Here is a 12,230-nt window from a genome sequence, read left to right as displayed (position 1 = left end):
TGTTTCCTGTCATAATTAAGTGTAAAAATAATTTTGACATTTGATCATGAGTGATACTGAAATTAAAGAAAAATCAACTACCGTTAATCAAGAAGAACAAGAAAAAATAACTCCTTTACGTTGTTTTACTGGAGGTTCTATTTCTGGAGGGTTGGCGATCGCCTCTTATTTATTAACGAAATCGGTGATATTAACTTACTCTACCATGCCGATAAAATTTAATAATCCGATGGCGATAAGAATTGCGGCGACGGTAAGAACATTAATTATGGGTATCACCACCATGGCGACTTTTGTATTTTTGATGGTGACAGTAGGATTAGTAGCATTGGGGATAAAATTGATGATCGAAAAGATGAAAGGAGTTAAGGATTAATTTCTTTTATTGGCTTTTTCTCCTATTATCTTCCCGAAGTTAAGGTACAACTAACACAGGGCAAGGTGCAAGGTTTATCACCCGATTAGTGACACTATCTTCTGCACCTTCATGAGTTAATCCTAACCCTCTACATCCCATAATAATTAAATTTGCTTCTACTTCATCAGCGACATCACAGATGGTAAAAGATGGCATTCCTTCACGCTCAATAATTTCGGCAATAATATTTTCTTGAGCAAACAACTCTTTTGCACCAACTAATAATTGGTTTACACTATTTTCATCACTCATTACAGAATTATTATCCGCCGATTTCTCAACAACAGAGAGTAAAAATAACTGGCTATCGTAGGTTTTGACAATATTGCTCACTATAGCAACCGCATCCCTTGTTTCTCTGTTTTGATCAATGGGAAAAAGAACTTTTTTAAACATAATACTTACTTAAAATATTCAAGCGGTAAAACGTGATACATTCTCATATTTTATCATTAATTAGAGATGATTTCTTTTGTTTATGGCTATTGGTGATTGCTTTTAGCTTCTTTAACCATAAAATCTCATGAGATAACCTTTTATTTTATATAGCGTTAGTAATTGTCCAAATATCTATCAACCACAAAAAAAAAGTAAACAGTAATAAGAAAAAATACATCCAAGGTTGTGCTAATGGGCGAATATCATTAGTGTCAATATTAGTTTTGAGTTGTATTTCTTTAACCATTTTATTAAATCCTGCCACTCTCATGGGTAATAAATAAGCTCTATCCTTATTTTTGGTGATAAAATAATATACTATTCCACCTTGTCCAGTGGTACGCATTTTGAGACTATCAATTTCATTCCATGATAAATGCCAACCTTTACGCCATAACCATGATACCCATTGAGGATAATCAACTCTTATACCTTCTTGATTAAGGATAACTCTTTCACTTAAAATAGCCAAAATAGCGATCGCACCTAGAGCTAATAATAAATAAAACAGCCATTGAGGAAGATTAACGGCGGTAAATTTAGCTAAAAAAGGTAATGGAATTGTTAAGGCGAAATAGAGATTAAGTAAAGTAATTTTGATTAAAGGAGAAATGGGAAATTGAGATTCTTCAAAATTCTGATTCATCTTTTTCTCTTTTTTAATACCCTGTTAAAAATACAAATATTTCCTAAAAGTCATTTTATTTATTATAATTCCATAATATACTGAAATTCTTATACTTAGTGACTTTTGTCTTCTATCTCCGAACTTCTACCTTTACCAATATCTTACAAATAAAAAAGAATTGATATATTTAATTTCTTTGTTAATTGATCTATCGCCATAAATCACTGATAATTGATCCATGATAATAAGCGATCGTAGTATTAAAAATATGGTACAAACCAATTTAAAACCCACTATAGTATCTGATTCTAACTTTGACTTAAATACATATTTAGAGAGAAAAAAAGAATTAGTAGAGAAGGCTTTAGATGAATCTTTACCCATAGGTAAGCCCGAAAAAATTTATGAAGCAATGCGTTATTCCCTATTGGCAGGGGGAAAAAGATTACGCCCAATTCTTTGCTTGGCAACGGCGGAATTATTAGGAGAAAAGCAAAATACGGCTATGGCTACTGCTTGCGCTTTAGAAATGATACATACTATGTCTTTAATCCACGATGATTTACCAGCGATGGATAATGACGATTATCGCCGAGGTAAGCTAACCAATCATAAAGTTTACGGGGAAGATATAGCGATTTTAGCGGGTGATGGTTTATTAGCTTATGCTTTTGAGTATGTGGCGGAAAATACCAAAAATATTCCTGCCGAAAGAATTGTTAAAGTATTGGCAATCTTGGGTAAAGCTGTTGGTGCAAATGGTTTAGTAGGAGGGCAGGTTATGGATTTAGATTGTGAAGGTAAATCTGATGTTACCGCCGAAATTCTTACTACTATTCATCGTAATAAAACAGGTGCTTTATTAGAGGCTTGTGTATCTTCTGGTGCAGTATTAGCTGGTGCATCTTCAGAAGATTTAAGTCGTTTATCAATTTATGCTCAAAATATTGGTTTAGCTTTCCAAATTATTGATGATATACTTGATGTTACTGCTACCACTGAGGAGTTAGGTAAAACCGCAGGAAAAGATCTTTCCGCTCAAAAAGCCACTTATCCTAAACTTTGGGGTATCGAAACTTCTCAAGCAAAAGCAGAAGAATTAGTTAAAGATGCTGTGGCACAATTAGCGGTATATGGAGAAAAAGCTTTACCGTTACAAGCCATTGCAGAATATATTGTTAGACGTAAAAATTAGGCGAAAAAAAAATGAAAGTTTTTGCGGAAATATTTACTAATCGTTTAATAGTCATTCCCCTCCTTGCATGTATTTTGGCTCAAATAATCAAGGTTTCTGTAGATACTGTTACTAATCGTAAATTTAGTTTTCGCTATCTTGTAAGTACTGGTGGTATGCCTAGCTCTCATTCAGCATTAGTCGGTGCATTAGCGACAGGTGTAGGTCAAATTTTGGGATGGGCATCTCCAGAATTTGCCATTGCTTCTATATTTGCAGGTATCGTTATGTATGACGCCGCCGGGGTGAGACAAGCGGCGGGAAAACAAGCAAAAATCTTGAACCAAATTATGGATGAATTTCTTAATAATGAAGACTTAAACGAGGAAAAATTAAAAGAATTATTAGGGCATACACCCTTTCAAGTTTTAGTTGGTTTATTATTAGGAATTTTAAGTTCAATATTTTTAGTGCCTTTGTTTTCTACTTTATAAATTTTCAACTATTTATTCATAAAAATATCATGTTTTTATGTTAATCATTTCAATATTATGGTAGTTTTTGAAAGAGGATTATCATTCAAGTTAATCATTGATTATTTATTAAACTATTTACTTTTTACTTATATAGTAAAAACTGATGATTAATACTTTCTATTATTCAAAATTTATCTAATTTATTTATATGAAAACTGCATTAATCACAGGTGCATCTTCAGGAATTGGAAAGGCTTTTGCCGAAGAATTAGCTCAACGTAATTACAATTTAGTTATTGTCGCAAGATCTGAATCGGCTTTAATACAACTGGCAGAAAAATTACAATCTCAATATCAAATTAATGTTACTGTTATCGTTCAAGATTTAACTTTACCTCATGGCAGTCAAAACATTTTCAATAAGGTTAAATTTTTAGATATTTCTGTAGATTTATTAATTAATAATGCTGGTTTTGGAGATTATGGGAAATTTGGCGATCGTATTTTACAAAAACAGTTAGATATGATACAAGTCAATATTTCTGCTTTAGTGGAGTTAACCCATTTATTTTTAGAGGAGATGAAACAAAGAAAAAATGGAGAAATTATCAATGTCAGTTCGATAGCAGGTTATCAACCTCTGCCTTATTTATCCGTATATGCCGCTACAAAAGCCTTTGTTTTATCATTTTCAGAGGCACTTTGGGCGGAGTATAAAGATTATGGTATCAAAGTTTTAGCCCTGTGTCCTGGACCAACTCAATCAAATTTTCCCACAGTTGCAGAATTTCCAGATTCTAGCAGTTTTGATGACAATAATAAAAATAGTCTTACCACCCCAGAAGAAGTCGTAAAAAATGCTCTTGTAGGGTTAGAAAAACAACAACCAAATATTGTTACAGGGGGAATTGGTAATCAAATTATTGTCAATATCGGTAGATTTTTTCCCAGAGAATTTATTCTTCAGGGTGTAGAAAAACAATTTCGTCAAAAGCAAAAAAAAGAATAGATTACTTGGATTAAATCAATGAATGAGTAATGAATAATTGATCATTTCTAAACAAGAATTTTTTTTCAGATGTCTAATGAAAAAGTTAATAAAAATCACAGTTTTTCTGATAAATAATCCGCCGTTGATTCTACTAATGCGATCGCCTGTTCGTATGCTATACGAGTTGGTCCAATAATACCGACACTACCAACAGGATATTCTCCCTGATAATAATATGCAGAAATTAGACTACAAGATTGCATTGATTCTAAAGGATTTTCTGAACCGATGCGAATTTTTACTTTTTGCCAAGAATTATCAAAATCACTAATATTAAAAATTAAAGGTAAAAGCTGATCTTGCTCTTTTTCTAGTAAATTTAATATGATTTTCACTTGTTCTATACAAGAAAATTCAGGTTGTTGCACTAATTGTGAAAAACCTTGAATTAGAATCGGAGCAGTATTGGATAGACGATAACTTGATTTAATTTTTGTTAATAAACTTTTGATAAAATCAGCATAAATTTGAAAATCATCATTTAATTCACTCCAATCTAAATTACTTATTTCTGTTAAAGATTGACCTTTTAACTTATGATTTAAAAAGTTAGATAAAATTTCTAATTCTCGATCAATTATTTCTATTGAATCATCATCATTAAGAATTTTTAAGGCATTATATTCTAATAAAACCGATTCTGTTTGATAATTATCAATAACCATCACTAACATAATTTGATCATTTGCTAATCTTAATAACTGTAAGTGATGAAGAATATTACTAGGAATTTGAGGTAGAGTTATTAAAGCAATACAACCACTCAAATTAGCTAAAAGATTAGTAATTTTTTGAAAGAGTATTTCATAACGACTAAAACCATTTTTAATGTTATAGTCAAGAAATTTATTAAGAGGAAATTTAACAGTATTATCAAGATTGATTAATTGATCAACATAAACACGATAACCCGAATCGGAAGGAATTCTCCCAGCAGAGGTATAAGGCTGATAAAGAAAACCCGCTTTTTCCAGTTTTCCCATTACATTACGAATTGTAGCAGAACTAACACTAAAGTTATATTCATCAATTAGAGTTTTTGAACCAACAGGTTCAGCCGTTGCGATATAATGTTTAATGGTAGCCTGTAAAATTTTTTGATGGCGTTCATTGAGTGTAATTTGAACAGTCATCTTAGGATATATTAGTTTTGAGTAAGATAGTGTTAAATTAAGATTTTTTTAATATTCTGATAGTATAGCAATCAATAATTAACAATGGACAATGAACAATGAACAATTTTAAGTTATCCTATTATTTCTGTGCTAAAAAAAGAGTTAAACATTTAGTACAATAGAACTAAAATTAGCATTAAATAAGATTTAGGTAAAAGATTGTGAAAATTGTCTGTTCTCAAATAGATCTCAAGAATAATCTATCATTAGTTAGTCGTGCTGTGCCAACTCGCCCCACTCATCCCATTTTAGCTAATGTTTTATTAGTCGCTGATAAGACTAAAAATCGAGTTACGTTGACAGGGTTTGATTTAAGTTTAGGAATGCGCACGAGTTTTGCGGCAGAAGTAGAAGAAGCAGGAATGATTACTTTACCCTCGAAATTCTTGAATGATATAATCACCCGTTTACCTGAAGGGGAAGTCTCCTTATCCTATGAAGAAGAAGAATTAGAAGAAAATCCCTTAGTTGCCATCAACTCTTTATCAGGTAAATTTCAATTAAGGGGAGTTAAAGGGGATGAATTTCCAGAATTGCCAACGGTGGAAAAGGAAGAAGCCTTTTTATTACCTGTCACCTCTTTAGTAGAAGGATTAAAAGGCTCATTATTTTCGGCTAGTAGTGATGAAACTAAGCAAGTTTTAACAGGTGTGCATCTTACTCGTGACTTGGATACTTTGGAGTTTGCGGCTACCGACGGGCATCGATTAGCGGTAGTTAAAACCAGTGAGGAAAAAGCAGAAGCCGAAGAAGGGGAAGAAATTGAAAATACATCTGTAAGTGAAGAGCAAAATTTTACCGTTACAATTCCTGCACGGGCTTTAAGAGAGTTAGAAAAAATCTTATCTTTGGCGAAGGAGAATGAATCGGTGGCTTTGTATGTTGATCAAGGTCAAGTTGTATTTGAATTAGGAGACCAACATTTAACCAGTCGGAAGTTAGAAGGTGCTTACCCTAATTATAATCAATTAATACCTAAAAACTTTGAACGGACAATGATTGTTGAGCGTAAACGAGTTATTGAAAGTTTAGAACGAGTGTCTGTATTTGCAGATCAAAAAAATAATTTAGTTAAATTTAATTTAGATCCTGATAATAGTCAAGTCACTTTATCAGTGGAAGCCAAAGAATTAGGTAATGCAAAAGAAGCTATTTCGGCGGAAATTACTGGAGATGCTTTTGAAATTGGCTTTAATATTCGCTATTTAATGGATGGTTTAAAAGCTTTATCTGCTAATGATATTAAGTTTCAATTTAACGGTGCAACTCAACCCGTTATTACTACTCCTTTAAGTGGTTTGCAAATGACTTATTTAATTATGCCTGTGCAAATTCGAGACTAGGAGACTAACTAAAAGCTATTATTTAATTTGAGAGGGGGAGAGTTAAAGTAAAACAACTGCCTTCATTTTCTTCGGAGATAAGGGTAATATCTCCCCCGTGGAGTCTTGCTAATTCACGAGAAATTACTAAACCTAACCCCGTGCCTCGATGTTGACGGTGAAGGTGTGTAGTGAGTTGGATAAAAGGTTGAAATAATTTTGCTTGGGATTCTTTTTTGATACCAATTCCTGTGTCAATAATATTAAATTTTAAGTAATTATTGTCTTGTTTTACCTCTAAAGTAATTGAGCCATTTTCTGTAAATTTAACGGCATTAGACAATAAATTAAGTAATACTTGTTTGATGCGACGTTGATCTACATAACAATATTGTATATCAGAATCTATCTTTAATTTTAACTCTAAACCTTGTTCTTCTGCCTTAGTTTTTATTAAAGCTAAACATGATTCACATAACTCAGTTATTAATATTTTTTCAATAAATAAATCTTCTTTTCTCGCTTCAATTTTTGATATATCTAATAAATCACTAACTAAATCTAATAAGTATTTTCCTGATTGATGAATAGCATCAACATATTGAGCTTGTTTAGGATTTAATTCACCATATAATTGTTGTTGTAACATTTTTGCAAATCCTATAATAGCAGAGATAGGTGTTCTTAATTCATGATTCATATGAGATAAATATTTGCTTTGATTTTCTTTACTTTTTACTAATTTTTGTTCTTCTATTTCTAGGCTTTTTTCTTTTTCTTCCATAGAAATTTGGTAAAGATATATTGATAAATATTTACTCAATAATTTAATAATTTCATGACATTGATTTTCTGAACATTTAACTGATTCAATATCAATCAATAAACTCCCTATTTTTTTACCTTTAAAATCTATGGGAATAATATACAAAAAATTAATATTATCTTTATTATCTTCATTATATTCATCAATATTATTCTGGTTATTTACGTCTTTAAAATTTAAAAAAAGATGATTATTATTAATGCACTGATTATGAATTTTAGCCAGATTATAAATATTACTTAAATAGGTGTGATCTTTTTCAATACTATTACGATAAATAACTTTTATCTTTTCAACATCATTGACGTAATTATTAACGATAACAAAGCCGTCTAATTTTACATATTTAGATAATAATTGATAGCAACATTGACAAAAATCTTCTATATTTTGAGCTTTTTCTAATAGAGAAAATAAATAACTATGAGTTTCTTGAAAGTCAATTCTGTGTAAAATTGAGTTATCTTGCATTTTTTTTACATTTTATCTAGGCTAATCAATGAATGGAAAGCCACAAACTATTTTTTTAGAATTGTCGGCGAGAGAATATAACAATAGTGATAGTGAGCAATAAAACAATATACAAAATTGCATAAATTAAACTACTTAATAATTCTCCCGTACTAGGTAAAATATTATAAACAGCTTCATTTTTTAAATTTAATCTTTCCAAGTCGGGTAAAATCAGAAAAAGAGTTTTTGTTATTTTTTCAATACCGGGATTCTCTGTAATCTTACCTAATTGTAACAGGTCTCTACTTAAGTGTCCCATAATAAATACGCCAAAACTTAAAAGTGTTGCTAAAATAGAGCTGGTAAACACTCCGAAAGTCATAGCTACGGCGGTTAAAAGTGCTAATTCTAGTAAGATATAGACGATGGCAATTAACAGACTGTGTAGAGGATAGTTGATTGTTAATAAGCTCATCAACGAAAAATATACTATTGTCATAGTAGCAACTAATACTGTCAGTACCGCAGATAAACCTAAATGTTTTCCCACAATAAATTCTGTGGTAGTTACAGGTTTTGGAATTAGAATTAGAACGGTTTTTTTTTCTATTTCTTTATTGATCAATCCTGTTCCTACAAATATAGCAACAATTGCACCTAATAAACTGATTCCGCCAATGCCTAAATCTAAAAATATTTTTTCATCTGCACTCACGGCAATGGGTGGTAAAATACGAGAAGCTAAGACCAATAATAAAACAAAAAATCCAATTACATATAAAATCCGATCTCTAATTACTTCCCGAAATCCGTTAGTGGCGATCGCTAAAATTCGAGTAATATTCATAAATATTTTGGAAATGTCTATTTAGATAACTAATCTATTGATATAAATAAATAGTATCAGGAAATTTTCCAGAAAGATTTTCTAATCTATTAACTTTATTATATTAATTCTTACTTTTACTAATTATTGGTTGTGTTTTCCACATAGAAATATTACTAATTTTATAAGTATTATCAATAATATTTTTTCCGCTTAAATAATCTCCATAATTGCCTGACGCTTCAATCGTTATAGTATTAGGAGAAGTATTCAAACTTTTAGCCCAAATAGAGCCTTTAAAATTAGATTGTGTATTGTTACCACCACTTACACTAACGACAGCATCGGGAGCATGAATAAATATATTTCCTGATATTGCGTTTCCACGAATTAACACCTTGTTTGTTTGACATTCTACTGCATCTTTTGGACAATCATACTTAGATATTTTCTTAGTAGAATTATAAGTGTTACCATAAATTTGCAAATTAGAAGTATCTGGGATAACTATTTCAGAATCGCCACCAATATTAAAATCATCTTGTAAATAAAATACTATTTTTGTATCAGCAGCGATTGTTAATGTCTGATTGTTGCTTAATGTTACATTTGGCACAAGGTAATGATAATAACCATCAGAATCTTTTTCATCTGTTATATTGAGAGGGAAAGTAGTCATCTCAGTGATAGCACTGGCAATGTTAAGAATAGAATCATCAGGTTTGTCTGGAGTTTGAGGCATTAATTGCTTATCAATATAAATTTTTCCTCCATTAATCAAATTATCAGCATTTAGGAGAGGTTTATTATTTTGCCCCATTGCTTGAAGAGTTTTGCAAGTGGGAGAATAAATTTTGACATTCCCTGAAATTTGATTGTTGCCAAAATTATTGCCCGAATCCGTTATCCAAATTGCAGGAACTTTTTCTTTTGTTTTATCAATGTTATATTCAATAATATCAAACGTTACTTCTACTTGTGCAATGGAAGCAATGTTATCTTTTATTTTTCCTTGAATTACTAAAATACTTTTTTTGGTGATGGGATTATGATTATAGCTAACTAAACGATATTCTTTTTTTTCCTCTAAAGAAACCCAATCATTCACCCCCGGAGTTATCTTTAAATTATTGGAAGGAACTTTTATTACTTCTCCTTGTAACTTTTTAATTATTCCTTCCCCATCAAGCACTCCAGAATTAACAGATGATAAATTTTGAATAGTTCTACATTTTGTATCTTGGCTAACTTCCGAAAGTCCAATAGTTTTATTTAATGTTTGGTATAACTGATCTTTTCCTGCATTAATGATATCTGTCCATTGATTATTATTCTTTACCATAGCCAAACGTGGTTCTTTCACAAACAAATCTTGGATTTTTGTTACTCCCGTTTCAGCCACCCCTAAGGCTTGTTTTGTCTGATTGTCAGTAATTGTATTAATTTTGTCATTACTTGCTTTTGAAATAGCTAATCCTACAGCCCCAATAACTAAAACTCCCATTGTTGTAGCAACGACAAGAGTTGAACCTTTTTGACATGGCTGGTTTAAAATAAGAAAATTATTGATTAAGTTATAGAAAGAAAAATTCTGTTGAAATTTGATGTTGTGATTCTGAGAAAATTTAATCATAATTTCTGTTTTCACTATCAACGGAAGTCATATTACATAAATTATATTGTATTGATGTCAAAAATACAACAAATATAAAATATTATTATAATATATTGAAATTTTTAGTTGATTTTTCGGAGTAATGATGATTAGCTATTTTTCTTTTGCAATTCTTTCACTATTTTATAAATTTCAGGTAGTTTCTTATAAATAGCCGATACTTTTAAATATAATCGATTATTAACTGCTGGAGAGCCTGAAACTGTTTCTCCTGTTTTGACATCGTTATGTATCCCTGTTTGGGCAGATGCGATCGCACTATCACCGATATGTACTTGGTTCGCAACACCTACTTGTCCTGCTAAAATAACTCGATTACCTAATTTTACTCCTCCAGCTAAACCCACTTGAGCCGCTAAAGCACAGTTTTCTCCAATATCACCATTATGTCCCACATGGACTAAATTATCTAATTTGGTGTTTTTTCCGATGCGAGTTATACCTACAGCAGGGCGATCGATTGTACTATTGCAGCCAATTTCTACTCCATTTTCTAACACCACGTAGCCTGATTGTTGCATTTTATACCAACCTTCAGGAATCGGCACAAAGCCAAAGCCTTCACCACCAATAACTGCACCGCTATGAATCACACAATCATTACCAATTTGACTTCTTTCTTCGATAGTCGCATTACCATGAATTAAAGTGCGATCGCCAATAATAACATGGGGATAAATCACCACATTGGGGAAGATAGAGACATTATCACCAATAGTAACGCCTTTTTCGATGACAACATGAGCCGCAATAGAAACATTTTTACCTAATGTGACATCATCGGCAATGACAGCCGTAGGATGAATTTGTGGTTCAGGTTGAAAGGGTTGATAAAACAGATTAATCGCTTGGGCAAAAGTAAGACGGGGATAACTAGAAGATAACCAAGCAATTCCTCTTTGAGTGGCTAGTTCTTGTAAGGATAAATCTAATGGTAGAATAAGAGCAGAAGCGGTGGTAACAGCTACCATTTTTGCAAACTTTTCCCCTTCAATATAGCTTAATGTATTTACCTTTGCTTGATCGATCGCCATGATATGATAAAGATCAGGATTAACATCAGGGTTTTGATTAAGACTGTGACTTTGAGGGGATAATTGACTAATAAGTTCACTAAATTTCATATAAATTAGATTATGGCTATTTCACTACAAAAAGGACAAAGAATTTCATTAGCTAAAGTTGCACCAAGCCTAGTCGCAGGATTTATCGGTTTAGGTTGGGATACAAACGCAACAGATACAGGAGGAGACTTTGATTTAGATGTTTCCTTATTTCTTGTGGGTGCTAACGAAAAATTAGTTTCTGATAAACATTTCATTTTTTACAATAACCTAATTAGTCCAGATCCTGATCAATCTGTCAAACTTTTAGGAGATAATCGCACAGGAGAAGGAGAAGGAGATGACGAAGGTTTAATTGTCGATTTGCGCAAAGTGCCTTCTGATGTAGCTAAAATTGTTATAGCGGTAACGATTTATGATGCTGATAAAAGACATCAAAATTTTGGACAAGTTACTAATGCTTATATTCGCTTAGTAGATGTACAAACTAAAGAAGAAATTTTACGCTATGACTTAACAGAAGATTTTTCCACAGAAACTGCCGTGATTATGGCGGAAGTATATAACAAAGATGGAGAATGGCGTATTAATGCTGTAGGCTCAGGATTTGATGGCGGGTTACAATCTCTTCTCGATAGGTATAGCTAATAATTAATGAATAATTAACAATTAACAATCACAGAAGCCAAAAGAGAAGAAAAAAA

General features: G+C 31.7%; 13 protein-coding genes. 6 read left to right on the top strand and 7 right to left on the bottom strand.

Annotated elements, in window-relative coordinates; translation table 11 throughout:
• The first annotated feature begins 46 nt into the window (after positions 1 to 46).
• Positions 47 to 376, top strand: coding sequence for a DUF3082 domain-containing protein (locus tag GM3708_RS13160; protein WP_066347834.1), 330 nt, complete (start codon positions 47 to 49; stop codon positions 374 to 376).
• 39 nt (positions 377 to 415) lie between these two features.
• Here the strand turns inward: GM3708_RS13160 and GM3708_RS13155 are convergent, their stop codons facing one another.
• Positions 416 to 814 (bottom strand): universal stress protein, encoded by a 399-nt coding sequence (locus GM3708_RS13155; RefSeq protein ID WP_066347829.1) that lies wholly within the window; start codon positions 812 to 814, stop codon positions 416 to 418.
• A gap of 145 nt (positions 815 to 959) precedes the next feature.
• Positions 960 to 1,502: a hypothetical protein gene (locus tag GM3708_RS13150; RefSeq protein ID WP_066347826.1), complete on the bottom strand. Its 543-nt coding sequence runs from the start codon at positions 1,500 to 1,502 to the stop codon at positions 960 to 962.
• 250 nt (positions 1,503 to 1,752) lie between these two features.
• Here GM3708_RS13150 and crtE point away from each other — a divergent pair, with 250 nt between their 5' ends.
• The 3 genes from crtE (at position 1,753) to GM3708_RS13135 (ending at position 4,143) form a co-directional block, all read left to right on the top strand.
• Positions 1,753 to 2,679 carry a geranylgeranyl diphosphate synthase CrtE gene (crtE, locus tag GM3708_RS13145; RefSeq protein ID WP_066347824.1) on the top strand — a complete coding sequence of 309 codons (927 nt, stop codon included), beginning with the start codon at positions 1,753 to 1,755 and terminating at the stop codon, positions 2,677 to 2,679.
• A gap of 11 nt (positions 2,680 to 2,690) precedes the next feature.
• Positions 2,691 to 3,152: a divergent PAP2 family protein gene (locus GM3708_RS13140; RefSeq protein WP_066347823.1), complete on the top strand. Its 462-nt coding sequence runs from the start codon at positions 2,691 to 2,693 to the stop codon at positions 3,150 to 3,152.
• Positions 3,153 to 3,342: 190 nt separating this feature from the next.
• Positions 3,343 to 4,143: an SDR family oxidoreductase gene (locus GM3708_RS13135; protein WP_173645017.1), complete on the top strand. Its 801-nt coding sequence runs from the start codon at positions 3,343 to 3,345 to the stop codon at positions 4,141 to 4,143.
• 95 nt (positions 4,144 to 4,238) lie between these two features.
• Here GM3708_RS13135 and hrcA read toward each other — a convergent pair whose 3' ends face one another.
• Entirely contained in the window at positions 4,239 to 5,318 is a 1,080-nt protein-coding gene (gene hrcA, locus GM3708_RS13130) for a heat-inducible transcriptional repressor HrcA (protein ID WP_066347818.1), read from the bottom strand.
• Positions 5,319 to 5,521: 203 nt separating this feature from the next.
• On the opposite strand from hrcA, the gene dnaN reads away from it, so the two are divergent.
• Entirely contained in the window at positions 5,522 to 6,703 is a 1,182-nt protein-coding gene (gene dnaN / locus GM3708_RS13125; RefSeq protein ID WP_066347815.1) for a DNA polymerase III subunit beta, read from the top strand.
• A gap of 22 nt (positions 6,704 to 6,725) precedes the next feature.
• Here the strand turns inward: dnaN and GM3708_RS13120 are convergent, their stop codons facing one another.
• The 4 genes from GM3708_RS13120 to lpxD form a co-directional block, all read right to left on the bottom strand.
• Positions 6,726 to 7,979 carry a HAMP domain-containing sensor histidine kinase gene (locus GM3708_RS13120; protein ID WP_066347813.1) on the bottom strand — a complete coding sequence of 418 codons (1,254 nt, stop codon included), beginning with the start codon at positions 7,977 to 7,979 and terminating at the stop codon, positions 6,726 to 6,728.
• A gap of 55 nt (positions 7,980 to 8,034) precedes the next feature.
• Positions 8,035 to 8,808, bottom strand: coding sequence for an ABC transporter permease (locus tag GM3708_RS13115; RefSeq protein WP_066347811.1), 774 nt, complete (start codon positions 8,806 to 8,808; stop codon positions 8,035 to 8,037).
• A 103-nt stretch (positions 8,809 to 8,911) separates the two neighbouring features.
• Positions 8,912 to 10,420, bottom strand: coding sequence for a hypothetical protein (locus tag GM3708_RS13110; protein WP_066347810.1), 1,509 nt, complete (start codon positions 10,418 to 10,420; stop codon positions 8,912 to 8,914).
• Between the two features lie 131 nt (positions 10,421 to 10,551).
• Complete coding sequence (lpxD, locus tag GM3708_RS13105; protein WP_066347808.1) at positions 10,552 to 11,586, bottom strand: UDP-3-O-(3-hydroxymyristoyl)glucosamine N-acyltransferase; 1,035 nt, start codon at positions 11,584 to 11,586, stop codon at positions 10,552 to 10,554.
• Positions 11,587 to 11,598: 12 nt separating this feature from the next.
• Between lpxD and GM3708_RS13100 the strand changes: the two genes are divergently transcribed.
• Positions 11,599 to 12,174, top strand: coding sequence for a TerD family protein (locus GM3708_RS13100; protein ID WP_066347806.1), 576 nt, complete (start codon positions 11,599 to 11,601; stop codon positions 12,172 to 12,174).
• The last annotated feature ends 56 nt before the right edge of the window (positions 12,175 to 12,230 follow it).

Source organism: Geminocystis sp. NIES-3708 (assembly GCF_001548095.1).
Lineage (GTDB): Bacteria > Cyanobacteriota > Cyanobacteriia > Cyanobacteriales > Cyanobacteriaceae > Geminocystis.
Note: the sequence above shows the minus strand (reverse complement) of the source record. Positions and strands in the feature narration are given on the sequence as shown.

Excerpts from the sequence above, each read along its gene's own strand:
- GM3708_RS13140 (WP_066347823.1), top strand. The coding sequence starts at position 2,691 with ATGAAAGTTTTTGCGGAAATATTTACTAATCGTTTAATAGTCATTCCC.
- GM3708_RS13150 (WP_066347826.1), bottom strand. The coding sequence starts at position 1,502 with ATGAATCAGAATTTTGAAGAATCTCAATTTCCCATTTCTCCTTTAATC.
- lpxD (WP_066347808.1), bottom strand. The coding sequence starts at position 11,586 with ATGAAATTTAGTGAACTTATTAGTCAATTATCCCCTCAAAGTCACAGT.
- hrcA (WP_066347818.1), bottom strand. The coding sequence starts at position 5,318 with ATGACTGTTCAAATTACACTCAATGAACGCCATCAAAAAATTTTACAG.
- GM3708_RS13155 (WP_066347829.1), bottom strand. The coding sequence starts at position 814 with ATGTTTAAAAAAGTTCTTTTTCCCATTGATCAAAACAGAGAAACAAGG.
- GM3708_RS13100 (WP_066347806.1), top strand. The coding sequence starts at position 11,599 with ATGGCTATTTCACTACAAAAAGGACAAAGAATTTCATTAGCTAAAGTT.
- GM3708_RS13110 (WP_066347810.1), bottom strand. The coding sequence starts at position 10,420 with ATGATTAAATTTTCTCAGAATCACAACATCAAATTTCAACAGAATTTT.
- crtE (WP_066347824.1), top strand. The coding sequence starts at position 1,753 with ATGGTACAAACCAATTTAAAACCCACTATAGTATCTGATTCTAACTTT.
- GM3708_RS13160 (WP_066347834.1), top strand. The coding sequence starts at position 47 with ATGAGTGATACTGAAATTAAAGAAAAATCAACTACCGTTAATCAAGAA.
- GM3708_RS13115 (WP_066347811.1), bottom strand. The coding sequence starts at position 8,808 with ATGAATATTACTCGAATTTTAGCGATCGCCACTAACGGATTTCGGGAA.
- GM3708_RS13135 (WP_173645017.1), top strand. The coding sequence starts at position 3,343 with ATGAAAACTGCATTAATCACAGGTGCATCTTCAGGAATTGGAAAGGCT.
- GM3708_RS13120 (WP_066347813.1), bottom strand. The coding sequence starts at position 7,979 with ATGCAAGATAACTCAATTTTACACAGAATTGACTTTCAAGAAACTCAT.